26 protein-coding genes are annotated in these 25,885 nt (G+C 57.0%); 7 read left to right on the forward strand and 19 right to left on the reverse strand.

What is annotated here, in order from left to right; genetic code table 11:
• Positions 1–173: 173 nt before the first annotated feature.
• The gene (gene sbcD, locus FHW71_RS10265) at positions 174–1,379 is read left to right on the forward strand and encodes an exonuclease subunit SbcD (RefSeq protein ID WP_179451721.1); all 1,206 of its coding nucleotides are present in this window, start codon (positions 174–176) and stop codon (positions 1,377–1,379) included.
• Complete coding sequence (locus FHW71_RS10270) at positions 1,376–5,053, forward strand: SbcC/MukB-like Walker B domain-containing protein (protein ID WP_179451722.1); 3,678 nt, start codon at positions 1,376–1,378, stop codon at positions 5,051–5,053. Before sbcD ends, FHW71_RS10270 begins: the two co-directional genes overlap by 4 nt.
• A 77-nt stretch (positions 5,054–5,130) precedes the next feature.
• On the opposite strand, the gene FHW71_RS10275 is transcribed toward FHW71_RS10270, so the two are convergent.
• The 3 genes from FHW71_RS10275 to FHW71_RS10285 are packed head-to-tail and all read right to left on the reverse strand — an operon-like array spanning position 5,131 to position 6,829.
• A complete protein-coding gene (locus FHW71_RS10275) occupies positions 5,131–5,784 on the reverse strand; it encodes a DUF799 domain-containing protein (protein ID WP_008106085.1) in 654 nt (217 codons plus the stop codon).
• Positions 5,781–6,140, reverse strand: coding sequence for a DUF4810 domain-containing protein (locus FHW71_RS10280; RefSeq protein WP_154153651.1), 360 nt, complete (start codon positions 6,138–6,140; stop codon positions 5,781–5,783). Before FHW71_RS10280 ends, FHW71_RS10275 begins: the two co-directional genes overlap by 4 nt.
• Before the next feature lie 11 nt (positions 6,141–6,151).
• Complete coding sequence (locus FHW71_RS10285) at positions 6,152–6,829, reverse strand: CsgG/HfaB family protein (RefSeq protein ID WP_101762459.1); 678 nt, start codon at positions 6,827–6,829, stop codon at positions 6,152–6,154.
• Positions 6,830–6,983: 154 nt separating this feature from the next.
• On the opposite strand from FHW71_RS10285, the gene FHW71_RS10290 reads away from it, so the two are divergent.
• The gene (locus tag FHW71_RS10290; protein ID WP_179451723.1) at positions 6,984–7,403 is read left to right on the forward strand and encodes a cell envelope integrity protein TolA; all 420 of its coding nucleotides are present in this window, start codon (positions 6,984–6,986) and stop codon (positions 7,401–7,403) included.
• On the opposite strand, the gene FHW71_RS10295 is transcribed toward FHW71_RS10290, so the two are convergent.
• The gene (locus FHW71_RS10295) at positions 7,333–8,424 is read right to left on the reverse strand and encodes an AraC family transcriptional regulator (protein ID WP_179451724.1); all 1,092 of its coding nucleotides are present in this window, start codon (positions 8,422–8,424) and stop codon (positions 7,333–7,335) included. The two genes, FHW71_RS10290 and FHW71_RS10295, sit on opposite strands and share 71 nt — an antisense overlap.
• 170 nt (positions 8,425–8,594) lie before the next feature.
• Positions 8,595–9,599: a phosphotransferase gene (locus tag FHW71_RS10300; protein WP_179451725.1), complete on the reverse strand. Its 1,005-nt coding sequence runs from the start codon at positions 9,597–9,599 to the stop codon at positions 8,595–8,597.
• 259 nt (positions 9,600–9,858) lie between these two features.
• Between FHW71_RS10300 and eat the strand changes: the two genes are divergently transcribed.
• A complete protein-coding gene (gene eat, locus FHW71_RS10305) occupies positions 9,859–11,223 on the forward strand; it encodes an ethanolamine permease (protein WP_179451726.1) in 1,365 nt (454 codons plus the stop codon).
• 54 nt (positions 11,224–11,277) lie between these two features.
• Here eat and mak read toward each other — a convergent pair whose 3' ends face one another.
• Positions 11,278–12,189 (reverse strand): fructokinase, encoded by a 912-nt coding sequence (mak, locus tag FHW71_RS10310; RefSeq protein WP_008106071.1) that lies wholly within the window; start codon positions 12,187–12,189, stop codon positions 11,278–11,280.
• Positions 12,190–12,334: 145 nt separating this feature from the next.
• Between mak and rdgC the strand changes: the two genes are divergently transcribed.
• A complete protein-coding gene (gene rdgC, locus FHW71_RS10315) occupies positions 12,335–13,246 on the forward strand; it encodes a recombination-associated protein RdgC (RefSeq protein ID WP_008106069.1) in 912 nt (303 codons plus the stop codon).
• A gap of 60 nt (positions 13,247–13,306) precedes the next feature.
• On the opposite strand, the gene FHW71_RS10320 is transcribed toward rdgC, so the two are convergent.
• The 9 genes from FHW71_RS10320 to aroL form a co-directional block, all read right to left on the reverse strand.
• Positions 13,307–13,645, reverse strand: coding sequence for a hypothetical protein (locus tag FHW71_RS10320; RefSeq protein ID WP_061717488.1), 339 nt, complete (start codon positions 13,643–13,645; stop codon positions 13,307–13,309).
• Between the two features lie 17 nt (positions 13,646–13,662).
• The gene (locus FHW71_RS10325) at positions 13,663–13,932 is read right to left on the reverse strand and encodes a hypothetical protein (protein WP_061717489.1); all 270 of its coding nucleotides are present in this window, start codon (positions 13,930–13,932) and stop codon (positions 13,663–13,665) included.
• A gap of 237 nt (positions 13,933–14,169) precedes the next feature.
• Entirely contained in the window at positions 14,170–14,454 is a 285-nt protein-coding gene (gene ppnP / locus FHW71_RS10330) for a pyrimidine/purine nucleoside phosphorylase (protein ID WP_008106067.1), read from the reverse strand.
• A gap of 104 nt (positions 14,455–14,558) precedes the next feature.
• Positions 14,559–15,236, reverse strand: a complete 678-nt coding sequence (locus FHW71_RS10335; RefSeq protein ID WP_179451796.1) for an AroM family protein — start codon at positions 15,234–15,236, stop codon at positions 14,559–14,561.
• 2 nt (positions 15,237–15,238) lie between these two features.
• A complete protein-coding gene (locus tag FHW71_RS10340) occupies positions 15,239–16,171 on the reverse strand; it encodes a DUF1177 domain-containing protein (RefSeq protein WP_061717490.1) in 933 nt (310 codons plus the stop codon).
• 15 nt (positions 16,172–16,186) lie between these two features.
• Positions 16,187–17,746 (reverse strand): OPT/YSL family transporter, encoded by a 1,560-nt coding sequence (locus FHW71_RS10345; protein WP_179451727.1) that lies wholly within the window; start codon positions 17,744–17,746, stop codon positions 16,187–16,189.
• Between the two features lie 189 nt (positions 17,747–17,935).
• Entirely contained in the window at positions 17,936–18,688 is a 753-nt protein-coding gene (locus tag FHW71_RS10350; RefSeq protein ID WP_179451728.1) for an IclR family transcriptional regulator, read from the reverse strand.
• Positions 18,689–19,045: 357 nt separating this feature from the next.
• On the reverse strand, positions 19,046–19,237 hold the full coding sequence (locus FHW71_RS10355) for a YaiA family protein (protein WP_008106056.1): 192 nt from the start codon (positions 19,235–19,237) through the stop codon (positions 19,046–19,048).
• A gap of 108 nt (positions 19,238–19,345) precedes the next feature.
• Entirely contained in the window at positions 19,346–19,870 is a 525-nt protein-coding gene (gene aroL, locus FHW71_RS10360; protein WP_008106055.1) for a shikimate kinase AroL, read from the reverse strand.
• Between the two features lie 283 nt (positions 19,871–20,153).
• Here aroL and FHW71_RS10365 point away from each other — a divergent pair, with 283 nt between their 5' ends.
• Complete coding sequence (locus FHW71_RS10365; protein ID WP_179451729.1) at positions 20,154–20,846, forward strand: DUF2076 domain-containing protein; 693 nt, start codon at positions 20,154–20,156, stop codon at positions 20,844–20,846.
• Here FHW71_RS10365 and FHW71_RS10370 read toward each other — a convergent pair whose 3' ends face one another.
• Entirely contained in the window at positions 20,847–21,290 is a 444-nt protein-coding gene (locus tag FHW71_RS10370) for a YaiI/YqxD family protein (protein ID WP_008106050.1), read from the reverse strand.
• 147 nt (positions 21,291–21,437) lie between these two features.
• Between FHW71_RS10370 and proC the strand changes: the two genes are divergently transcribed.
• Complete coding sequence (gene proC, locus FHW71_RS10375; protein ID WP_064740399.1) at positions 21,438–22,250, forward strand: pyrroline-5-carboxylate reductase; 813 nt, start codon at positions 21,438–21,440, stop codon at positions 22,248–22,250.
• Positions 22,251–22,296: 46 nt separating this feature from the next.
• Here the strand turns inward: proC and FHW71_RS10380 are convergent, their stop codons facing one another.
• The 3 genes from FHW71_RS10380 to FHW71_RS10390 form a co-directional block, all read right to left on the reverse strand.
• Positions 22,297–23,823, reverse strand: a complete 1,527-nt coding sequence (locus tag FHW71_RS10380; RefSeq protein WP_179451730.1) for an FAD-dependent oxidoreductase — start codon at positions 23,821–23,823, stop codon at positions 22,297–22,299.
• 125 nt (positions 23,824–23,948) lie between these two features.
• On the reverse strand, positions 23,949–25,118 hold the full coding sequence (locus FHW71_RS10385) for an amidohydrolase family protein (RefSeq protein ID WP_179451731.1): 1,170 nt from the start codon (positions 25,116–25,118) through the stop codon (positions 23,949–23,951).
• A complete protein-coding gene (locus FHW71_RS10390) occupies positions 25,111–25,884 on the reverse strand; it encodes a glucosamine-6-phosphate deaminase (RefSeq protein WP_179451732.1) in 774 nt (257 codons plus the stop codon). The genes FHW71_RS10385 and FHW71_RS10390 overlap by 8 nt, the downstream gene beginning before the upstream one ends.
• Position 25,885 lies beyond the last annotated feature (1 nt).

The following is a 25,885-nucleotide window of genomic DNA, read 5'->3' on the forward strand; positions in this document are numbered from 1 at the left end:
GTGTCACTGGGATTTGCGGCGCCATTATGCGTCAGTTTTGTGACACTTTTATGAAAACACCGCCCTAAGATAGATAGATAAAAAACAGAAATGTGACAATAAAAATCTGCTTTTTTTCTTTGTGATCTTAAGTGGTTATAATTCGCCTTCGCTAAACAGAGCACGGAGCAAACATGCGCATCATTCACACTGCTGACTGGCATCTCGGTCAGTTCTTTTACAGCAAAAGTCGCGCGCGGGAACATCAGGCGTTTCTCGACTGGCTGCTGGATCAGATTGCGCAGCATCAGGTGGATGCGCTGATTATTGCTGGCGACCTGTTTGATACCGGTTCGCCGCCGAGCTACGCGCGTGAAATGTTTAACCGTTTTGTGGTGGCGCTGCAGCCCAGCGGCTGTCAATTGGTGGTGCTGGCGGGCAATCACGATTCGGTGGCGACGCTGAATGAATCGCGCGAGCTGCTGGCCTGCCTGAATACGCAGGTGATCACCAGCGCCACACCGCAGGGCGAGCAACAGGTGTTAACCCTGAAGCAGCGCGATGGCGCGCCGGGTGCGCTGCTGTGCGCCATTCCTTATCTGCGACCGCGCGACATTCTGCGCAGCCAGGCCGGCCAATCCGGCCGCGAGAAGCAGATCTCGCTGCTGGAGGCGATTGAGCAGCATTACCAACACTGCTTTGCCGCCGCGCAGTCAATGAACAGCGCGCTGCCGATTATCGCTACCGGCCATCTCACCACCGTTGGCGTCACCAAAAGCGATTCGGTGCGCGACATCTATATTGGCACGCTGGATGCCTTCCCGGCGCAGGCGTTTCCGCCTGCAGATTACATCGCGCTCGGTCACATCCATCGCGCCCAGCGCATCGCCAATAGCGAGCACATTCGTTACAGCGGCTCGCCGATTCCGCTCAGTTTTGATGAGCTTGGCCGCGAGAAAAGCGTCTTCCTGCTGGAGTTTGGCGACAAGCTCAAGGAAGTGACGCCGCTGACCATTCCGCACTTCCAGCCAATGCAGATGCTGAAAGGCTCGATGGCAGAGATTGAACATCAGCTGGCGCAGTTCAGCGGGAGCACCAGCGAACAGCCAACTTGGCTGGATATTGAGATCACTACGCAGGAATATCTCAGCGATCTGCAACGCCGCATTGAAGCGCTGACCGAAAATCTGCCGGTCGAAGTGCTGCTGGTGCGCCGCAGCCGCGAACAGCGGCAGCGCAGCCTCGAGCGGCTGGAGAACGAAACCCTGAGCGAATTAAAAGTGGAAGAAGTGTTTGCCCGCCGACTGGCGCAGGAAGATCAGCTGGATGCCGAGCAAGCCGAGCAGTTAACGCAGCTGTTCCGCACTCAGCTTGCCGCGCTGGAGAATCCATCCGCATGAAAATTTTGACGTTACGTTTTAAGAACCTCAATGCGCTGCGCGGCGAATGGTTTATCGATTTCCGCCGCGAGCCATTTGCCAGCAACGGATTGTTTGCCATTACTGGCGCCACCGGCGCGGGCAAAACAACCTTACTCGATGCGATTTGTCTGGCGCTCTATCACCAAACGCCGCGCCTCGGCACGCTGTCGCAAACCCAGAACGAGCTGATCACGCGCGATACCGCCGAGTGTCTGGCAGAAGTGGAGTTTGAGATCAAAGGCGAAGCCTGGCGCGCCTTCTGGAGCCAGAACCGCGCACGCGGTCAGGCCGACGGCAAATTGCAGGCCCCGCGCGTCGAGCTGGCGCGCGTCGCGGATAATCAGATCATCGCCGATAAAGTTGGCGACAAGCTGAAAGCGATTGAAACCCTGTCGGGACTCGATTTCGCCCGTTTTACCCGCTCAATGATGTTGTCGCAAGGCCAGTTTGCCGCCTTCCTAAATGCCAAACCCGGCGAACGTGCCGAATTGCTGGAAGAGCTGACCGGCACCGAAATCTACGGACAAATCTCCGTACAGATCTACGAACGCTGGCGCACCGCACGCAGCGAGCTGGATACGCTGCGCGCCCGCGCCGGTGGTATGTCGCTGCTTGATGAAGCGCGCCGTGCAGAGCTGACGCAGCAGCTGGCAGAACTCGCTGAGCAGGAGAAATCGCTGAGCGAACAGCTGACGCTGGCGCAGCATCAGCAACAATGGCTGGTGCAGCAGCAACAGCTGACGCAGGAACAGCAACAGGCCGAGCAGACGCTGCTTGCCGCGCAACAGGCGTGGCAGCAGGCGGATGGCGATCGTCAGCGGCTGGCGCGGGCCGAACCGGCAGAAAAACTGCGCGAGAAGCTACAGCAGCGCGAACAGCTGCAGGGCGATCTCCGCACGCTGGAACAGCAATCGCAGCAGCTACAGGCGCAACAACAGCAGGCCAGAACCGCGCTGCAACAGGGCGAAAGCCATTATCAGGCCGCGCAGCAGGCGCGCGAGCAGGCGTTACAGCAACAGCAGCAGCTCGAAACGCTGCTGACCGAGCAGGTTATCCCGCTCGATCAACGCATCACCACAATCTCGCAGCAACTGGATGAACAGCAGCGACTGCACCTGCAGCAGCAACAGGCGCTGCAAACCAGCCAAACCGCGCTGAGCCAGCAACAGCAGGTAAGTGAACGTTTACAACAGCAGCTGGCGCAGCAGCAGGAATTCCGCATCCGCGAAGCCGCTGTCGCCGATTGGGGCGCAGAACTGACGCGCTGGCAGGCGGAGATCGCCCGGCTGGATGAGCGCGAGCAGACGTTGACGCAGCTCATCGCACAGCAGCAACAGCAGCGCAGCCAGCTGGAGCAGCATCAGCAGGCGCAGGCTCAACGTGAACAGGCAGCGCAACCGTTGCAGCAAGCCGAAGCGCAGGCCGCGCAGCAGCGTCTGCAAGCGGAGCAAGCACTGACTTCGCTTGAGGCGGAGATCACCAGCGCAAGCCTGCGTGCCGCCCTGACGCAGCATCAAACGCAGCGTTCTGCGCGCCAGCAGCTCAGCCTGCTCGCCGCGCAGTGGCGCGCGTTGCAGCCGCAGCGCTTGCAGCGTCAGCAGAAACTGGCGCAGTTGCAGCAGCAGCATCAGGAAGCCGAACAGGCGTTGCAGGCGCTGCGCGACGAGTACAAGCGGGAACATCAAGCGCTGCTCGATGTGCGCAAAATCTGCGAGCTGGAGCGCACCATCGCTCAGCTGGCCGACGAACGTGCCAAACTGCAGCCGGATCAACCCTGCCCGCTGTGCGGCTCGTGTCAGCATCCGGCGATCGCGCAATATCAACAGCTTGAGCCCGGCGCCAATCAGCAGCGCTTGACTGAGCTGGAAACGCGCGTGGCGCAGCTGAAAGAGTCCGGCACCGCTAAAGGTGAGCAGCAGAAGCTGTCGCTGCAACAGCAGCAGGCGTTGCAGCAGGAAATCGCTGATTACGACCAGCAACTGGCAACGGTGAACACCCAATGGCAAGCGCTGAGCGGTGAGCTGGCACTTACCTGCACACTGGAGCAGCAAGACGATTTTGCGCAGTGGCAACAGCAGCAGGATGCGCAGGAACAAACGCAGCAACAGCAGCTGCAGACGCGGGAAAACGCCGCGCGTGCGCTACAGCAGGCGAAGGATGCACATCTGCAACAGCAGCAGCTGTGGCAGCAGCATCAAAATCAACAGCAGCTGGCGCAGCAGCAGATCGTCAGCACGCAGCAGACGCTGGATGAAATCATCCAGCGCGAAGCCAGCGAACGCAGCGCCATGCAGCAACTGGCGCAGCAGCTGGAACAACAGTTAGCGCAGCATCAGCTCAGTTTGCCAGACGCGGCTGAGCGGGAAAGCTGGCTCCTCACGCTACAGCAGCGCTGGGGCGCATGGCAGGAAAATGAGCGCTTACACGGCGAGTTGCAGCCGCAGCTGGCGAAAGCCGAGAGTGAGCGTAGCAGCCTGCAGCAGAATCTGGCGCGTGAACAGCAGCGGCTCGATGAGCTGCAGCAGACGCTCAGCGCGCTGCAACAGCAGCGCCAGCAGCAGCAAGAACAGCGTCAGCAGCTGTTTGGCGATCGTCGGGTGGCGGAAGCCCGACAGCAGCAGCACGCCGCGCTGCAACAGTGTGAACAGGCGCTGGCGCAGCAGCTACAGCAGTGGCAGCAGGCGCAAAGCTCGCTGCACAGCCTGAATGGCCAGTGTGAGCAGATCGCGGCGCAGCAACACACCTTGCGTGAACGCGCCGCCGCGGCCGAGAGCGCCTTCCTCGCCGCGCTGCAGCAGAGTGATTTTGCCGATGAAACGGCGCTGCGTGCCGCCCTGCTGGATGAGCGCGAGGTGCATGAACTGCGCCAACAGCTGCAGACGCTCGATCAGCAGCGCCAGCAGCAGCTTATCCTCAGCGAACAGCTCACGCAGCGTTGGATGGCGCATCAGCAGCAGCGCCCGGCCGATCTCAACGATGAGATCGCCGCCACTATTCAGCAACAGCTGGAACAACTGCGCGTGACTTTACGTGACAATGCCCGTCAACAGGGCGAAGCGCAGCAGCAGTTGCACAGCGATGCGCAACTGCGTTTGCAGCAGCAATCGCTGCTGACGCAAATCACCACCGATGAAGTAGAGCTGGCACAGTTGGGCCGCCTGAACGATCTGGTGGGTTCGGCCAAAGGTGATAAATTCCGCCGCTTCGCTCAAGGCCTGACGCTCGATCATCTGGTGTGGCTGGCGAACCGCCAGCTCGATCGCCTGCACGGTCGCTATCTGCTGCAGCGCCGCGTCAGTGAAGAGCTGGAGCTGGAAGTGGTGGATACCTGGCAGGCCGACGCCACGCGCGATACGCGTACGCTGTCGGGTGGCGAGAGTTTCCTCGTCAGCCTGGCGCTGGCGTTAGCGCTGTCGGATTTGGTGAGTCATAAAACGCGCATCGAATCGCTGTTCCTCGACGAAGGCTTCGGCACGCTGGATGCCGAGACGCTGGACACCGCGCTGGATGCGCTCGATGCCCTGAACGCCAGCGGCAAAACCATCGGCGTGATCAGCCATGTAGAAGCGATGAAAGAGCGCATTCCGGTGCAGATCCGCGTCCGCAAGATGAACGGTTTGGGTTATAGCAAGCTGGAGTTGCCAGGGGAATAATTCAGGTCACCATAAATGGCGACCCTACGGTGCTTCGGCGGGTTTTCGTAGGGTGCGCATTCATGCGCACCGGTTTTTTATCTCACTGTTGCCAACTTATAACGTGGGCCGACCAGTAAACCGCCCTGCTCGTTCTGCGCCAGCAGACGGGCGCTGGTCACACCGGCGATGGTGTGTGCCTTATCCGTCACATTGCTGGCAATCTGCTTGATTGCCGCTGACACCAACATGCCAATAATGCCACCGTTATTGTTATTGCCATCTTCCGCGTCGCTGGCGGTGGCAATGCCTTGCCAAATCTCTTTACCGCTGCGCAGATCCACCAGACGCGCCGTCGCCGACACCTTGGTCACGCTCTGAATCACCTGATAGCTGCTGCCGTAATCGGTCACCGAAATGTACAGCGCGCTGTCGGCATGGAAGATGTCATGCAGGCGCTGCGGGCTAACAGCCTGAATTTCGTGGCCGTTGGTTAAACCGTTTTGCTGGAAGGTTTCATCCACCACCGCCACCGGAAACACGTAATAGCCCGCTTCCGCCAGCGGACGCGTTACCAGCGAGGTGAAGCTGTTCGCCGCATTCACATCCGGCGCGCGGTTATCCGCAGGCAGCACCAGAATCGAGGCCGGTTTGCTGGCGCGGAAGGCGCTGTAGTCGTACGGTTTTTTGTGCGCGCAGCCGGTCAACAACAGCGTGGCGAGCACGCCTAAAGAAACAATCAGCTTTTTCACTGAGCAACTCCTTGTTTTTTCTTCATCAGAAAGTCCATGTATGGCGCCGATTCCGGGAACAGCTGCTTCTCGGTGGCAAACTGGCCGAAGGCTTTATCGGTATCTCCGGTTTTGGCGTACAGCAGACCGAGCTGCGCGTGCAAGCCCGGCGCGACCGGTTTGTTGACCGATTTGGCTTTTTCAATATCCAGATTCAGTGCTTCGATCTGCTTCTGCGGGTCGCTATCTTTTTTGTAGTAGCTGTAGATCTGCTGCTGGTAATCGCCCCAGTAATAGATCGGTTCCGGCCCTTTTGGTGCACAGCCTGCCAGCACGCCCGCAGCGATCAACGCCGCACTCAGTTGCAACATTTTCATGCTCAATATCCTTATTTCGCCGGACGCCATGCGCCGCTGTTAATGCCATCCACTAAATGATCAACCGCTTCACGAATCGCCAGATCCATCACTTTACCGTTGAGGGTTGAGTCATAGCTGGCGGTGCCGCCGAAGCCGACGATCTCACGCGCTGACAGCTTGAATTCACCCGCGCCCTGCGCGCTGTACACCACTTCTGAAGTGGTGACATCCACCACATTCAGGTTGACTTTGGCATAGGCGATCTGGTTTTTACCGCGCCCCAAAATGCCCCACAGCTGCTGATCGCCCACTTCTTTTCGACCAAATTCGGTGATATCGCCGGTGATGATGTAAGTCGCACCTTTGATGTTCTGCTCGCTCTTCTTAAAGCCCGCTTCCTGCTGCAACTCTTTCAGGTTGCTGCGATCCAGCACGTTGAAGCGATTGGTCTGCTGCAGGTGCGTGACCAAAATGGTTTTCGACTGATTGCCAAGACGATCAACGCCATCGGAGAAAATGCCGTTCATGTACGAGGAGCGGTTATCAAACTGGCCAACCGCAATCGGGCTGCGCACGCCCTGATACGCGGGCTGGCTAGCCGCACGCACCTGTGGTGCTTCAATCGCGCGTGACGATTCGGTCGCGCAGCCGCTGAGCAGCGTGGCGCTTAACAAGGAGAGTGCCGCAAGGGCATATTTTTTCTGCATTTCTAATCCATGAATCAAAAGGGGATAAAGCCGCGAGGCTGCGGCAAATTCTGGTTCTGCCGACAGTCAGAGTAATGCCATAGCATTGGTTGAGTCGGTCTGTAGACTGTCGGCAGTGAGGGAAAGGATCTTTAGTGAAAATACAGGCACATTAATGAATTTAATTAATCGAATTGCGGGATTATTGGGCGGGTTAATGATTGTGGTGGCGCTCAGTGCTTGTCAGCATTCTCAGCCAAAGCAACAGGATAGCATCGTCAATCTGTGCCAGCCGCAAAGTGCGCCGGGCAGCGCATCCTGCAAATGGGCTGATGAGATGCAGCATCAGCTCAACCAGCATTTCCGCGATGCGCGGCGTTATGCCGGTCAGCAATGTCTGGTGCGGCTCGAGTGGCAAAACAGCGGGCGCTACGCAGTGACGCAGACGCAAGGCGACGAAACGCTGTGCCTGCGCGCGTGGCAGTTGATTGGTCAAAGCAAAGATTTACCGCCGCCGCCAGAGGTTAACCAGCCAGCGTGGTTCGGTTTTGCCCCGGCGACGCCGAGCCATCCTGGCGCCACTGGCGCGGGCTGATGCCAAACCAGCGGCGGAAGGCGCGGGAAAAGGCGCTGACTTCGGAGTAACCGAGAAGCAGCGCCATTTCTGAAATCGGCAGCTGCTTCTGTTGCAGATAGTGCGTCGCCATCTCGCAGCGCACCTTGTCCACCAGCGCGGTGAAACTGATGCCCTCTTCGCGCAGCCGCCGTTGCAGCGACCAGCTCGACAAGCCCATTTTTTCGGCAATCTCTTCCAGCACCGGTTCGCCCTGCACCAGTGACAAATTCACCTGCGAGCGCGCCTGTTCCACCACACTTTGCAGGCTGGCAGAACTGTTCAGGCGGCGGATGGCATCCTGCATCACCATCAGCAGCATCGGATCCTGTTCCGGCATGCTGCGCAGCAGATCGCGTTTCGGGATCAACAACGAGTTGAACGGTTGATCAAACCACACCGGCGCATCAAACACTTTGCAGTGCTCGTGCCACTGTTCTGGACGCGGATGTTCGAAGTGTACTTCGCGCGGCGCCCAGTTTTTGCCGGCGACGTGGCGGATCAAGTTAAGGAACATGCCGAGCGTTAGCTCCGCATCCTGACGTCGTGACAGGATCGCGCCGTGGCGTACCTGATAATCGAGCCGCCAGCACTCGCCTTTGTCCACCAGCCGCGTCAGCGTGTCGTGCTGATGCCACGGAAAGGCATTCACCACGTTGTGCAGCGCCTGCTCCAGCGTCGGCGAACAGAGGCCGATATACCCAATCAAGCCTAATGACTGCGGTTTGAACTGCTTGCCGTAATGCAAACCGAAGTTATCAAAACCGGAATGGCGCGCCGCTTCTTCCATCACGCGACAGTAGTTCACTAACCCCAGGCTCAGCGTGGGGCTTGCCAGCAGTTCGGAGTTAATGCCGCTGATGCCAAAGATGCGATCGACATCGCCGCCTTTGTCAGTGATAAATCCGCTCAGTCCAGTGGCGGCCGCCGCCAACACGCCGCGATTGCTGGCGCTGACGGACAAGGCGCTGAAGGCTTCAGTGGGTGTAATGAGTGATTGCATCGGAACCTCTGCGTGTGGCGCGAGTGAAACAGGTTGAGGATTCCAGCAATTTTCGTACCAGGCGAGTCACTTGCAAATTTTGTAGTGAGGTCGCCATAAATGGCGACCCTACGTTTATTTGGCGACCCTTGCTGCGCCGCGACAGCGCAAAGCTGCTCACTGCTGGTGCATCAGACGCCGACCGGCAGCTGATTGGTTTCCAGATAACGTCGGCAGAGGCGCACCGAGTGATCGGCCCAGCGCGGCCCGAGACTCAGCGCCATTTCCGTTTCCGCGTGCGATCCCATCCACGCCGTCATCTGAATACGACGCTGGATCAGCAGCGTCGGCACCAGCGCCATCTCTTCATCGCTGATGTGCGCCACTTTTTCGTAGCCGAGGATCCAGTTATCCACCCATTCGGCGGCGCGCGGATGGTGCTCAACGAAACTGATCGCCGCCGCCAGATCGTGCAGATACCAGCCAAGCCCGCAGTCATCAAAATCGATCACCCGCGTTTCGCCTTTATGCAGCAGCAGATTGGTCAGACGCAGATCGGCGTGGATCAAACCATAACGATCCGCACCTTTGCCGAAGCCTTGCAGCTCTTGCCCGACGCGCGCCACCGCTTCGGCGACGATGCCGTGATCGGCCGGATTGAGGTTCGGCGCATCCTGCCAGCGTCCCCAATGGCTTTGATCGCTGACCATGGTGTGATGATCCCAGATGATGCGCTGAAAACCCGCCGGTTTCTGCCAGTTGCGACTGTGCTGATGCAAGCGCGCGGTGATGTGACCAAGTTGCTGAAACGCTTTGGGATCGACATCGGTGGTAGGCATGTCACCCTCGATCCAGTGGAACAATACGGCGTAGCGCTCTGCGCCATTTGCCATCGGCAGCGTCAGCACAGTTGCACCATCGCTGGCCGGGATCGCCTGCGGCACCATGATGCCGATGTCACGCAGCGCATCCAGCCACAGCAGCTCGCTCTGAATGTCCGCTTTGCTGTGATAGTTAGGACGATGCAGACGCAGCGCATAGCGTTTGCCCGCCGCCTGCAACAGGAAGGTGGCATTCTCCGAGCGGCACAACAGCTTCAGTTCGCCGCGCAGTGCCGCGGGATAACTGGCCAGCGCCTGATGCGCCAGCAGGGTGATTTCAGCATCGGTTAAGGTATCGGATTGTTCGGCACTCATTCATCAATCTCCAGCATCAAGCAAGTGGTATCAGCATGGGATGACGTCGTCCTGACTGCTTGACCGCAGACAACCCAAAGTTGACCGCAGCGTGCATCTGGCACTTTTCTTGCCTCAGAGTTGACCGTGGAGGACAAAACTCACTGCGCCCGCGTCAAGTTTTCCCGCGCCAGCCAGCGGCATTATCACTTCACTGTAGCGCAAAGATAAAAAAGCGCGGTGAAGCTGCCGCACCAACAATGACGACGGGGAAAAGACGATGACGAATAAGCTCAAACCCACGCTGGGCACCCTGCATTTGTGGGGCATTGCGGTTGGATTGGTGATTTCTGGTGAATATTTTGGCTGGAGTTACGGCTGGGGCGTGGCGGGCACGCTGGGATTTCTCATCACCACCGCGATGATCGCCACCATGTATACCTGTTTTATTTTCAGCTTCACCGAACTGACCACCGCGATTCCGCATGCGGGCGGCCCGTTTGCCTATAGCCGCCGCGCGTTCGGTGAAACCGGCGGCTTGATCGCTGGCCTCGCCACGCTGATTGAGTTCGTATTCGCACCGCCGGCGATTGCCATGGCGATTGGCGCTTACCTCAACGTGCAATATCCCGATCTCAATCCAAAAACTGCTGCGGTCGGCGCCTATATCGTCTTCATGGCGCTGAACATTCTCGGCGTCAAGCTGGCGGCGATGTTCGAATTAGTAGTCACGGTGCTGGCGGTTCTGGAGCTGCTGGTGTTTATGGGCGTGGTTTCGCCGGGCTTCAGCATTGCCAACTTTGCCGCTAACGGCTGGGCGGGCAGCGATCACTTCGGCATGCCCGCGATGTCGGGCATCTTCGCTGCGATTCCGTTCGCCATCTGGTTCTTCCTGGCGATTGAGGGCGCAGCGATGGCAGCCGAAGAGGCCAAAGATCCGAAGCGCACCATTCCCAAAGCCTACATCACCGGCATTCTGACGCTGGTGGTGTTAGCGATTGGTGTGATGCTGCTGGCCGGTGGCGCAGGCGACTGGCGCAAGCTGTCGGACATCAACGATCCGCTGCCGCAGGCGATGAAGATGATCGTCGGTGAAAACTCCAACTGGATGCACATGCTGGTGTGGATTGGTCTGTTTGGACTGATTGCCAGCTTCCACGGCATTATTCTCGGCTATTCGCGCCAGTTCTTCGCCCTCGCCCGCGCTGGCTATCTGCCGCAGAGTCTGGCGAAGTTGTCGCGCTTCCAGACGCCGCACCGCGCGATTATTGCCGGGGGTTTGATTGGTATCGCCGCGATCTACAGCGATGGCTTTATCAATCTGCAAGGCATGACGCTGACCGCCGCGATGATCACCATGGCGGTATTCGGCGCGATTGTGATGTATCTGATGAGTATGCTGAGCCTGTTTAAACTGCGCCGCACTGCGCCAGAGATGGAACGCAGCTTCCGTGCGCCAGGCTATCCGATTGTGCCGGGCATTGCGCTGGTGCTGTCGCTGGTGTGTCTCGTAGCGATGCTGTGGTTTAACCCGGTGATTGGCGGCCTGTTTGTGGCGATTATGGCGGTGGGATATGTCTACTTCCTGGCCACTAAAGCCCAGCGCGATAACGCGCCGCAGGATTCGATGTTAGTGGGTGAGTAATGTTAGCAGGGGGTTTTGTAGGGTCGCCATTTATGGCGACCTTTTTACATCAACTCACGCCTTAACCGGCCACAACCACGCAGCACCGCGCACACCGCTCGAATCTCCGTGCACCGCCTTCAGCACCGGTGTTTCACACTCGCGGCCAAACACCCACTGCTTCATCAATGCCGGCACGGTTTGATACAGGCGATCGTTATTACTCATGCCGCCGCCCAGCACAATCACATCGGGATCAAGCAGATTCACCACCTGCGCCAGCGATTTCGCCAGGCGCATTTCGTAGCGGTTCATCGCCAGTTCCGCCACCGGATCTTGCTGCTCAATCAGCTTGATGATCTCCGCACCTTTCAGCGCTTTACCGCTTAGACGTTGATAATCGATTGCAAAACCGGTACCCGATACAAAGGTCTCAATGCAGCCCTGCAAACCGCAATAACAAGGCACTTCCGCGCGATGGCGCAGTTCATCTTCGTCCATCCACGGCAGCGGATTGTGGCCCCACTCACCGGCATTGCCGTTACCACCAATGCGCGACTCACCGCCAATCGCTACGCCCGCGCCCGATCCGGTGCCAATGATCACCGCGAACACCAGCGGCTGACCTGCGCCCGCGCCATCTACCGCTTCGGAAACCGCCAGACAATTCGCGTCGTTGGCGATGCGCACGTCACGATTCAGCGCCTGCGCTAAATCCTTATCCAGCGGCTGACCGTTCAGCCAGGTGGAGTTGGCGTTTTTTACCCGCTGCGTATAGGGCGAAATCGTGCCGGGAATGCCGATGCCTACCGTGCCCTGCTGGCCGGTTTTCTCCTCCGCCAGCAGCACTAAATCGACAATCGCCTGAACCGTGGCAGCGTAGTCGTCACGCGGCGTGTTAACGCGATGACGGAACAGCTCCTGACCCTGATCAGACAGTGCAATCACTTCAATTTTGGTACCGCCTAAATCAATCCCGATGCGCACGATTTATTCCTCATTATTCGTTCTGGTGACAAATACAGTAGAAGGCTGAATCGGGAAAGGCAATGAAACCAATCCGATGTTTCGCTATCATGCGCGCTGACTTTGAGACTTGTGCGCCCGATCGCACCCACGGTAAGGAATCCCGATGTTGTGGTTTAAAAATATGATGGTTTATCGTCTGAATCGTGACATTCCGCTGTCCGCAGACGATCTGGAAAAGCAGCTCGACGCCTTCACCTTTTCGCCGTGCGGCAGTCAGGATATGGCGAAAACCGGCTGGGTCTCACCGATGGGCAACCGCAGCGAAGCGCTGACGCATGAAATCAACGGTCAGATGGTGATTTGCGCGCGCACCGAGCAGAAAATTCTGCCGTCGCCGGTGGTGAAGCAGGCGCTGGAAGCCAAAATCGACAAGCTGGAAGCGGAACAGAGCCGCAAGCTGAAGAAAACCGAGAAAGATTCGCTGAAAGATGAAGTGCTGCACAGCCTGCTGCCACGCGCGTTTAGCCGTTTCAGCCAGACTTATATGTGGATCGACACCGTTAACAACCTGATCATCGTCGATTGCGCCAGCGCCAAGAAAGCCGAAGATACGCTGGCATTGCTGCGTAAAAGCCTCGGTTCGCTGCCGGTGGTTCCGTTAACGCTGGAGAATCCGATCGAGCTGACGCTGACCGAATGGGTGCGCTCAGGTGAACTGCCAGCCGGTTTCGCCTTAATGGATGAAGCTGAGCTGAAAGCGATGCTGGAAGATGGCGGCGTGATCCGCTGTAAGAAGCAGGACCTAATTTCTGACGAGATCGCCACGCACATTGAAGCCGGTAAAGTGGTCACCAAACTGGCGCTCGACTGGCAGGAACGCATTCAGTTCGTCATCGCTGATGATGCTTCAGTCAAGCGTTTGAAGTTCAGCGACACGCTGCGTGAGCAGAATGATGACATCGACCGCGACGATTTCGCCCAGCGTTTCGATGCGGATTTCATTCTGATGACCAGCGAACTGGCCGCGCTGATCAGTAATCTGGTTGAAGCGTTAGGCGGCGAAGCGAAGCGTTAATTCCCCGAATCTGGTCGCCATTAATGGCGACCCTACGACAAACCTGCGCGAATTTTCGTTTCACTTCATTATCTGGTAGCGATACAGCGTGGTAACAAAATCCTGTTTCACGCTTAAAAACATCAATATCTGCACGGTCTTGCCATCAAAGTCATACAGCACGCGATAGTCGCTGTCTGGATCCAATCTTTCTCGCAGATTTAAACCGCGTTGTGACAACAGGTGGCTAAATCGATATCGCTCAGGATCCTGCATAATCGCAGCAACAGAATCCATCAAAAGACGATCAACAAATTCCGCAGCCAGACGGCCGCCAATCGTTGTGCTCTTGAAAGACTCGATATCCTTCAGAGTCCATTCCGCCAGTGGCGCAACGCTAATTCGAAACTGACGAGTCAATTTTCACGATCCTTCTATTACGTTCTGGCATTACGTAATCTCTCCAGAACCTCTTCCGGTGTCACACCTTCATCGTCAGCTACTTCTTGTTTAGCCATCATTGCCAATTTAAACAGGGCGTTGATTTGGCGCTCTTCTTCCATTTTCACCAACTCCGCTTCTCTTTCTGCTGCGGTCTGAACAAATAACTCCGCAACACCATTCTTCGTAATAAATACGCCACCTTTGAACAGTTCAGGATTTCCTAACCCTTCGCGAGCAACCTTCTGTGACATAGTCTGTGCCATTTATCTGTGACCTTATCGCTGCAGATAATGAATCATCTGGGAAGATTTAACCTTCACCCGCTTGCCATTAAATGTTGGTATTCGGGCAAAAAATGAACATTGATGAAGAGTAGCATTGAGGATGTTTGGAGGGCAAATTTAGCCTAAATTTGTACACCAAAAAGTTGGGGAGGCAAAAAATAAAAAAACCTGCGCTTCACAGAGAGTCGCAGGTTTAAGATGTTCTAAAGGTTGAGTTTAGAGGTAGCGGCACAGATAAGATGAAGGCTCGGCCACCTGCAGATGGAATTCGCTCTGGCCTGGCACGCTGAACACAGCGCCGGCTTCGTACCATTTCCACTCGGTTTCACCCGGCAGCAGCACTTTCAGCGCTCCGCTCACCACCGTCATCTCTTCCGGTTGATTAGTGCCGAAGGTGTATTCACCTTCCGCCATCACGCCAACGCTGGCACGGCCAATGGTCACGCTGTCGAAACCAATGGATTTCACTTTTCCGTCGAAATACTCACTCGTATTGAGCATATTACTTCCTCACAGCACATTATCGTGACTGGCAGATTACTAAGGAACTCGCTGATCTGTCACGCGAATTAGCGCCACAGATCGCAACTTGTGATCTCTCCGCATTAGACGATCAATTCTGCCGCCAGCTTGGCAACCAGCACGTTCGAGAGCAGTACCGGAATGCCCAGCATTTTCTGCAGGAAATCACGGTGCTTCTGGTGATAGCCGATGCAATCCAGCACCACCACATCCGCGCCCTGCTCCTGCAGCGACAATCCCGCTTCCACCAAATCGGCCTGCTCCGCCAGATACGGGCTAGCGACGGCAAAGCACGGCGGCGTATCCAGATTGCGCCACTTGTTGGCCTGCTCGGCAATCTGCTCTGCCACCGGCACCACAATGCCGACTTTGTGTTGTTGCACAATCGCCTTAACCAGCGGCGGGATGATGCGATCCGGCTCCAGCAGCAAGGCAGATTGCGTTTTCAGCGTGCCAAACTCGCCGGTGCACAGCAGCAGAATGGTGTCGTAGCCCTGCTCTTCCAGCGCGTTGATCTTACGTTGCAGTCCCTGCTCCACTTTTGGTCCCGACAGGCGCACCTGCTCGCCGCTGATCATGCGCGATACCAGCACCGTTTCGCCCGGCGCGGGCGCATACTGCTGCTCGACTTCGGTCAGCGTCAAACCGTCGAGTAAACCGGCATGCGCCACCTGATCGGCAGGCAGATGTTCCAGCAGCAGCGGCAGAATGTCGCTGCGCGGTGATTGACCAATCGTCAGTGTGACCAGGGAGATATTCATCATCAGGCTTTCCGGGTGCGCAGATGGCTGAGACTACCATACAAAGAGAGCAGCAGAGCGTACTCTTGCGCGTCGTAGAAGTGACAGGTTTCACGCCCGAACTCTTTCGCCACTTCCACCGCAAACTTCACCGCTAAAGCGATATCCACTTCGTGGCTCGCGCCGGTACCGCAGCCCGGCACCACCGATTCGGCGCAGATCGCAACGCCTACAACCGGCACATCCGTCGCGGTGGAAGGCTGCAAAATACTGTTGAGGTGATAAACCCCGTTGCCGTATGGCGTGATGTCCTGCGTGGTGATCGGGAAGGTGACCGCCGGTTTGCCGCTGGTCATCTCCATAATGCGCAGCAGATCTTCTGACACGCGCAGGATGTAACCCTCTTTCACCGTCGGCGACAGCGCGTAGCCTTTGTGATTGAGAATGCGGTTACCTTTGGTGGTATCGATCGACAGAATCGCATCGACGCCCGCAATCACTTCATTGTCATTCATGGTGATGTCGTCGCACGGCGAATCCATGAAATCGACCGGTTCGTGCGGACGGGTTGGCGCATCCGGGCAGATGTGGGTCGTGATGATCACATCACCGGCCAGCACGTCGCCTTTGGTTTGCATCTGCGCCAACTTCAGCGCACTGCTTACCGCCGCGACTGCGCCATCGGCGTCTGACACCATCCCAATACGCGTTGGACGCGCACCGATACCGCCAAGACGCCCAATGATGCCCAGCGTTGGCGCATTGCCGCCGTTGCTTTTACCCTGCGCACCGGGAATGTCGATGCGAACGAAATCGGTCCGCCCTTTTGGCCCGGTGACGCGTTTCGTGCTGGCGGTGACGCCCGGATAGGCCGCGAACAGATCAACTACCTGTTGGCCATCAATGTAAGCGCTATCGAGTAACTCAAAGACCTGCAGTGTCTGCTGTAAACTCATAATGAATTTCCTGGATTATTTTTTAGTGCCGCTGGCAAAGAGTGAATGGAAGAAGCTGTAGAGCGCATCGCCCGCGATAAATCCAGCGGCCATCACCTCCATCGGTGAACGTCCACGCTCGCCCCACACGCGCAGGATGATGATACGCAGCGCGATGCCCACCATCACCGCCCAACCCGCAGCGGCGTTGTTGATCAATAAACCGGTCGCCAGCAACACACCAAGCTGACGCTTCGGTCCGCCGATCAACTGAATGATGGCGCCCGGAATCGCCCACATCAGCAGATTTCCAGCGATACCCGGCTCGGCTCCGGCCTGAATGGTTTTGGCATAGACGCGCGCCACCGGCGGCAGCAGATTCTCGGCAAAGAAAATCGTGTGCGCATACCACACCACGGGAATACAGATCACAAAGGCGATCATCGCGGCGATCAGCTGAATGCGGCGGCCCCACAGCTCTTGCTGCACATCGGCACCGTTGCCGCGCAGGATAAAGCCGGCTTTCAGGTCATAACCCATATCGGCAAACGCCGGACCGGTGGCGGCAGTAAAGCCGCACAGCAGGCACAACGCCAGCGGCGGGAAGCCGAGCAGAATACCCAGAATCAGGGTGATCAGCGCCACCGCAAAAGCCGGGAACCAGCCGGAGTGCATGGCGGCAATACCAACAATTAGTTCATGAACGAAGGCAGCAAAGGCGGCGTAGATGATAAACAGCACCAGCATCGGCAGGCCCATCTGGCTCCACAAACCGCCCGCCAGCGCCAGCAGCGTGGAGATGACGATGTAGCCGACGGTGCCGAAACCCAGCGAACGTTTCACTTCGTTGTCGCTGCGGCTGACGTTGACCTGATCATTGCGGCGGCTGCGAATCACCTGCACCACCTGAATCAGCGCCACCAAACCGGCACCGACCATCACGCCGTGCGGAATATAGAGCGCGTTGATATCAATGCCAGCAACCGGTTGCGCGTAAGCACGCAGCAGGAAACCAATACCGAGCATGCTCAGCGCCCAGATATTGCCGATAAACGCGGTACCAAATGCCGACATGGGGATCTTCAGCATCGAACCGACAATGCCGCCGACAATGCCCACCACCAGCAACCAGGCCTGACGACCGCCTTTATCACCGGCTTTGATCGCTTCGGCTGCTGCCACGCCCGGCGGCCATGCATTGCTGGCCGGGAAGACGCGCGTATCAAACAGGCGATAGAGTAAATAAGCATCGAGCAGCATCGCCGCGCTGACGCCGACAAACAGTGGCAGCACCAGCTGCGGCTCGCCCAGCGCCCACGGCACCGCGATTGGCATCAACAGGCTGTTGGCCGCACCGAAGGTGGCAGAAGAGATGGCGGTTTGCGCGAGGTTTTGGACTTCAATGGAGCGATAGCGACGAAACCATTGCAGTGGAATACGCGCCAGCAGCATGGCAAACAGCGCGCCGATAATAGAGGTATTGGGTGTCACCCCAATGGTGGTAATAAGCTGAACCCCAATGATGGCGCCTGCAACGGATAGCAGAACCAGCATTAAGGCGACGCCAACACTTTTTATTGGATTATTTTGACGCATAAGATCCCCGTATTTTCACCCTGTAGAAAACGCGTTAATTCGCAGCGCCCGACACGCGGGACATCAACGTTTTTATATTAATCGTTCCCTGATCATTGAAATAAGCAGGTCCGAAGACCTGCTATTTCCCTGGTGTGGCGCGAATAAACGCCTTCAAAACTAAAATAGGGTTTCCTGTTTTGGACAGGATTATGCGCCGTACTTTTCGGCCATCAGTGCAGCCGTTGCGCGTAGTTCGCTGAGCAGGATCTCCGGATAACCGGGCGCCGCTTCTTGCGATAAAAACGAGAGACAAAGCGCGGCACTTTCACCGCGATGTTTATTGGTTACCGCGACCGCTAACGAGCTGATGCCTGGCAGCGTCTCGTTGCGCGCCAGTGCCCAGCCTTGCTGGCGAATCACGGCTAACTCTTTGCATAACGCATCCACGCTCAGTGGCGAATTCATCGACGCCGCCTGCCAGTTGCTGGCAAAACGATCGCGAACTTCTTCATCACTCAGCTGCGCCAACAGCACGCGTCCGGTCGAGGTGCCGGTTAATGAAACGCGCGTGCCCGGCGGCGTCACCAGTTGGGTGAAGAAACGGCCGTGATACATGCGCATCACCAGCACATCGTCACCATCCAGCACCGAGATATAGCCCATGCAGCCGCTGCTGGCCGCCAGACGCGCCATCGGCGCCGACGCGCTATCCACTAACGGCGTCGACAGATAGTGACCCGCCACCGACAGCAGCACGCGACCAATCTGGAAGCAGCGGCTTTCAGTGTCACGCTCAAGTAAGCCTTCACTTTCCATGGTCGCCAGCAGGCGCGATACCGTACTTTTCGGCAAGCCCAACGCATCCACCACTTCGGTAAAGGTTAAGCCGGGATGGCCCTGCGTCACGCCAAAGCGCTGAAACAGCTTCAGTACGGCGGAGGCATTTTCGAGTGTGGTCATGGCGTTGGTTTCACTATATGGAACTGAGTTCCTCTATCAATAACCAGAAAGTAAAGCGCTACGCTTTTGCGGTCAAGCGCAAATTTTAAGCCGGACGTTTCTGAGGGAATTTAAGGCAGAATAAAATACGGCGTGAAGTGGGAAATAAATGACGTAATCAGGTGAGTTAAATATTCAGCAGGAAAGTGTGTAACTTTTTTGGAATATTGCAGTTTTTCGGCTGAGATTCTTTACCCTAAATAGTTCAAGCTGCAGGAAGGCGGCAAATGTGTGAATCCCCCGGAGCTTACTTAGGTAAGTGACTGGGGTGAACACATGCAGCCAACGCACCGGCAGCTTGAAATATGACGGGTAAAGTTAATCTTTACCGGCATCTTCATAGCGCTCTTTTGCATCTTGCGCTTCAGCTTCGGTTTTGTGTTCGCTGATTAACGTATCGGGTTTGGGATGGTCGGCACGTAATTCATACCAGGTGACGGTTTGATCCGCCGAACCTTTTTCAACGGCGACAATACGCGCGACGCGCGGATAGGGTGGTTTAGTTGGCATCGTTTTCCCTCTTCTATCAGTTGTCCACAGACAGCGGTGATCCTCTGCCTAACGCTAAGTATAGACAACTGAGGATCGCTGCAAAAAAACAGAGAGAAATCTGAGGGTTTAGCTGGCGCGCGCCAGAGAGAGCGATTGCAAAATTTGCTCAACCACGCGATCGGGCGATTGCATCGCGTTGACTTCATGATGCGCGGTTTGACGATACAGATGGGCACGCTCACGCAGGATATCGCCCATCTCTTCGGCAATCGGGCGGCCGGTTAACGTGGGACGCTGCGCTGCTTCCGGCTGATGTTCCAGACGATCGGCCAGCACTTCTGAGGGCGCATTCAGCCAAATCACCTGGCCGTGTTCGCGCATAAAGCGACAATTCACTTCAGCTAACACCATGCCGCCGCCGGTGGCGATGACCGTGTTCGGCGCGGTGACCGCACGCAGCGATTCCGTTTCGCGGGCGCGGAAACTATCCCACCCTTCAGACGCCACAATCTCCGCCACGCTGCGTTGCGTAGTGAGTTGCAGATAGTGATCGGTATCGTTAAAGGCATAGCCCAGCGCTTGTGACAGCGCCTTGCCAACTGTGGTTTTACCGCAACCGCGTGCGCCGATCAGATAGATGGGTAATGACATCCGGGCTCATCCTCCGCCGTAATGTGCCGCGCGGGCAACGTCATCAGGTCAATAATGCGTCGCATAATACCTGGATTTTATTTTATCAGCCACCCGCGAGGCACGATTTACGCGTATTTCAGTCACATCTTAAGCTAGCCGTTTGAAAAGCCAGCGAAAAACAATGCATGAATCGTGCATCGGGCCAAATGTAACAGCGGCCAACATTTCCTTACCAGGCCGCTGATTTACTTTCTCAAGTCGTGCCCTCATATATGAGGCATACCTTAAAGGAGGGTTCCCCATGCAAAGCGAAGAACAACAACTTATTGAAAATCTGTTCAGCCGACTGAAACAGGCTGAAACGCAAAGCGGCCCGCGTGATGCTGGCGCAGAGCAGTTAATCAAACAGCATTTACAGAATCAGCCCGGCGCGCCTTATTACATGTCGCAGGCGATCCTGATTCAGGAAGCGGCGTTGAAAAAACTCAACGCGCAGGTTACGGATCTGGAAAATCGTCTGGCGCAGGCGCAGCAGCAACAGGCACCGCAGCAGAGCAGCGGCGGTTTTCTCTCAAGCCTGTTTGGTGGCGGATCGCGCCCGGCAGCGCAACAGCAACCGGCGTGGGGTAATCCACCGCCGCAACCGCAACAGCAGTATGCGCCACCGCCACAACAGCAATATGCCGCACCAGCGGCACGCGGCACCGGTTTCCTCGGCGGCGCGTTGCAAACGGCAGTTGGTGTGGCGGGCGGCGTGGTGATGGCGGATATGCTGACCAGCATGTTCCACCATTCACAGCCGGAAGAGATCGTTAACATCATCAACGAACCGGCGCTGCCGCAGGTGGATAACAGCCTCGACACCTTTAATGGCAACGACAGCAACAACGCGTTCCTCAACAACGATAATTCGGGTTGGGATAACAACGTTGCGGATAACAATGATTTCGGCGATTTTGGCGGTGACTACGATGACGATGACAGCTTCGTCTGATTAGCGCTGACGTAACCACTTATCCAGTTCGTTAGCAAACAATTGGCGGTCGCGTTGGCTTAAGGTCGACGGGCCGCCACTCTGAATCCCGCTGGCGCGCATCGTCTCCATAAAGTCACGCATAGTTAAGCGCTGACGAATAGTGTCTGTCGAGTAACGTTCTCCGCGCGGATTCAACGCCGCAGCACCCTTCTCCAGCACTTCCGCCGCCAGCGGAATATCGCCGGTGATCACCAGCTCGCCAGGCTGCACCCGTTTCACAATCTCGTTATCCGCCACATCAAACCCCGCAGCGACCTGTAGCGTTTTCAGCCACGGCGACGGCGGCACGCGCAGCGGCTGGTTGGCGACAAAAGTCACGGTAACTTTGGTGCGCTCGGCCGCGCGGTACAGCACTTCTTTGATGACATTGGGACAGGCATCTGCATCAACCCAAATCGACATGATGAATCCTTCTTAACCGGCAATGAGGCTGATCTTGCCGTGCTGCGGCAGAATCGCAACTGTTTTTGCTGGCCGCCCGCCTTGTTATTAATCCCTGCTGACGTAAGCTTACCCCCACAGAAAATGAACCACTTAGAGGATAAAGCGATGCTGGAGAAGAAAATCGGGTTTGTCGGCTGCGGCAATATGGCGAAAGCCATTATTAGCGGACTGGTCAACAGCGGGCAGATCGCCCCCGCCAATATCTGGGTATTCGACCGTAAGCCCGCCACCAATCAGGCGATGGCGCAGCAGTATGGCGTGACCGCTGCAGATAGCGTGGAAAGTCTGGCGCGTGAAGTAGATATCCTGTTTGGCGCGGTGAAACCTAATGTGATTCTCAAAGTGCTGAAAGATCTTGCCGGCCAGCTGAAGAAAGATGTGCTGGTGGTCTCGATTGCGGCAGGCGTGACGCTGGATTCTCTGGCGTCGGTGCTCGGCCACGATCGCAAAATCATCCGCGTGATGCCCAATACGCCCTCGCTGGTGAACGAAGGCATGACCTCCGTGACGCCAAACGTGCTGGTGGAAGCGCATGAAGTGGATGAAGTGGTGGGGATTTTCGAGAGCTTCGGCAAAGCGGCGGTGGTGAATGAATACCTGATTCACGCGGTGGTTGGCGTGAGCGGTTCAGCGCCAGCGTATGTGTTTATGTTTATCGAAGCGATGGCCGATGCAGCGGTGCTCGGCGGCATGCCGCGTGCGCAGGCATATCAGTTCGCGGCGCAGGCGGTAAAAGGCTCGGCGCAGATGGTGCTGGAAACCGGTAAGCATCCGGGCGAGCTAAAAGATATGGTGTGCTCGCCAGGCGGCACCACCATCGAAGCGGTGAAAGTGCTGGAAGAGAAAGGCTTCCGCGCGGCGGTGATTAACGCGATGCAGCAGTGTATGGCGAAGTCAGAGGCGTTGAGTAAGCAGTGATCGTAGTTGTAGGGTCGCCATTCATGGCGACCTTTGAACACCGATTCTACCCCTGATATGCCTCATACAACGCAATACCCTGCGCCAGCGTCATGGGCTGCTGCATCTCCTGCACCAGCGCTGCCGTCAGCGTATACAGTCCGGCAGAACATACCGCCGCAATCATCCCTTCCTGACAATAGAAAGCGATAAACTGCTTATTCTGCAGCGATCCCAGCAGCCGGTAATTATCCCACTCTTCCGCATGCCCTAAATACTCATAACGCGTCCCGTAATGCGCAGTCCAGAAGAACGGCACGCGGTCATACAGAATCTGTTTGCCTAACATATTCATCGCCGCGATGCGTCCTTGTTGATGCGCCACGCGATAGTGCTCAATGCGTTGTGGGCCATGCACCGACGGATAACTGGCGATATCACCGGCCACCCAGATGTTATCGGCTACGCGCAGCTGGCTGTCGGTGAGCAAACTGCCATCCTCTTCCAGCGGCAGATCGTGGATGAATGATGTCGCCGGCACCACACCAGTACCAAACAGCACCAAACTGGCATCGACTTTTTTGCCACTTTTCAGGCGCACGGCTTTCACTTTGCCCTCGCCTTCCAGCGCCACCGGATCGCCTTCGACAAACTTCACGCCGTTGCTGCGATGCAGATCGTAAAAATGGCGGCCAATTTCTTCGCCAAACTGTTTAGCAAACGGCAGCGGATGGCGCGCAATCACCGTGACATCAACATCACGATTACGCAGCGATCCCGCCATCTCCATGCCAATAAAGCTGTTGCCGATAATCACCAACTGCTCGGTCTTATCGACTTCCTTTAACAGTTCATCGGCCTGATTGAGCGAACGCAGCAGATGCACGCCCTCAAGATCTTTACCCGGTATATCCAGCGGTTGCGGCACGCTGCCGCTGGCAATCAGCAGTTGGTCAAACTTCACCTGCTGGCCGCCTTTGAGGATCAGCGTTTGCTCAAGTGCTTTGAGCTGCTCGACATCGCCCTGAATCCGTTCCACCGTGCCCAGCACATCCTGCTTCAGCAGCTTCGGTACATCTTCAATCGCCATTTTGCCTGATGGCACAAATTTGCTCAGCGCGGTGCGATCGTAAGGCGCAGCCGATTCCCGCTCAATCAGCACGATGTGCCCGCTAAAACCTTCATCGCGCAGCGTCCAGATCGCCGCGCTGCCCGCCGCACCCGAGCCGAGAATCACGCAAACCGGCGACTCGCCTTGTGCAGAAGGCGCACTGGCGGGCGACATCGCCTGCGGGCTAACCAGCACTTTACCCTGTTCAATGCGCACCGGATAACGCTTCAGATTCGCCAGCGCCAGCGGCTCGCACATCTGCCCATCCTGCAGCTGAAATACCGCTTTGTGCCACGGACAGATCAGCTTGTCGCCACACACTGCGCCCTGCTCTAACGGCGCACCGGCGTGCGGACATTTGGCCTGAAACGCCTGCACACGCTCATCATCACGAATCAACACCACATCGGTGTCGCCGACGGTAAATTTGGTAGGTTTGCGCTGCGCCAGCGACTTGAGTTCCACGACAGTTTGATAGCTCACGTTAGGCCTCCTTTCTTCTGGTTTTTGATGTAAACAGCAAATCCCTACAAAGAGTAAGCCTGGCAAAGCATGGTGATTTGTCCGCAACAACAAAGCGCAGCGAGAGGTAAGTCGTTGTTTAATCGCTAAAGATAATCTGCGTTTTCACTCCACACCGCAGCGCCTTGCTTCACACAGCCGCGTAACGCCACGCTGCCATCGGGCTGAGCAGCAAGCAGCAACACATCGGCGGGAGCGCCGCAGGCTAAACCTTGCTGCTGCGGCAGATTGAGCTGGCGCGCCGGACGTATGGAGGCCATCTCAATCGCCTGCGCCAGCGTCGCCAGCTGCTGACGCAGCAGGAAATTCACGCCATCAAGTAAACTCCGCGCCGATCCCGCCAGCAGTTGCGGCGTATCGGCGATGCTCAGGCGTCCGCTGGCGCTGAGCTGCACGCGGCCGCCAATCGCGGTGTCATAGATGCCCGGCGGCTGCCCGGCAAACGAAGTGACGTCACTGACCAGCAGCGCCTGCTCGCCTTTGGCACGCAGAAACACTTTCAACACGTCCGCCGGCAGATGATCGCCATCGGCAATCAAGGTAGCCGTCAGCGCATCTTCAGCCAGCTGCTGCCAGATGTAATTGGGATGGCGCGGCAGTTGCAGATGCGCGCCGTTGCCGAGATGAGTGGAGAGCGTGGCACCCGCGTCAACCGCCGCATGAATTTGCTCTGGCGTAGCGGAAGTGTGCCCAATGGCGACGCGCACCTGCTGCGCCACACAATGCTTAATCAGCGCATCGCTGTGCGGCCATTCCGGTGACAGCGTCAGCAGGCGAATATGCTGCTGAGCCGCTTGCTGCCAGCTGTCGAACAGCGCGATATCCGGTGCGCGAATCGCCTCGCGCGGATGGGCACCGCGCGGCCCATCTTCAGGCGACAAAAACGGTCCTTCCAGATGAAAACCAGGCACGGCGCGCGCCACGTCAGGATGATGCTGGCAGGCGCTGGCGAGTCGCTGCATTGCCTGCGCAATCTCCTCCGGCATGGCGGTGATCACCGTCGGCAAAAAACTGGTGACGCCCTGCTGCCACAGCGCGCGCGTGGCGTGCAGCACATCCTCTTCGCTAAAGGGAAAATGGTTGAAATCGACGCCCTGAAAGCCGTTGACCTGCAGATCGACCAAGCCCGGCGCGAGGATAACCTCCTCTTCCAGTTCGCTCAGCGCGCGCACATCGATAATGGTGCCGTGATCAATTTCCAGCTCAATCGGTTGCAACGTGCGGTAATCGCGGCCGCGCAAAATGAGGTTAGTCAAACGTCACCTCCGGGCAGGCATCGCTGTCGGTATAGAGCGTGCAATCGGCATGCTGACGCAAACACGTCGCCGGACACGCAGTAGAAATCGCATCATCAAGCGTTGCCCGCACCGCTGCGCGTTTAGTGGCGCCCGGCACCATGCAGAACAACCGCGATCCACTCATCAAGGCGGGGATCGTTAGCGTCACAGCATGGGTCGGTACTGCAGCGAAAGTGGCGAAACAGCCATCGTTGACCTGCTGCTGGCGGCAGGCATCATCCAGCTGCACTACTTTCACAGTGAAAGGATCGCTGAAGTCGGCCACCGGCGGATCGTTGAAGGCTAAATGGCCGTTCTCGCCAATACCGAGGCACACCGCATCAATCGGTGCGGTGTTAAGTTTTGCAGCGTAATCCGTACAAATTTCTGCCTTATCGCCGCAAGATGGGATCAAGTGGACTTCGCCAGGCTGCACCACATCAAACAGTTTCTGGCGTAAAAAGTGACTAAAGCGCTGCGGCGCATCCGCGTCCAGCCCGATGTACTCATCCATATGGAAGGCGTGAATGCGCGACCAGTCGATATCCTTAGCCGCAACCAGCGCGGCGAGAAACTCGTTTTGCGAGGGCGCAGCGGCAAACACCATGCGCACCACATGCTGTTCACTCAGCCGTTGACGCAGAAACGCAGCCACATCCTGCGCCGCATCCGCACCTAATGCCGCGCTGCTGGCGAAGCGTTTGATGCGTAAGCGATCTCGGGTTCCCTGTTGTAATAACGTCATG

The sequence above is a fragment of the Enterobacter sp. Sphag1F genome, from assembly GCF_014193275.1.
In the GTDB taxonomy this organism is placed as follows: Bacteria; Pseudomonadota; Gammaproteobacteria; order Enterobacterales; family Enterobacteriaceae; genus Pantoea; species Pantoea symbiotica.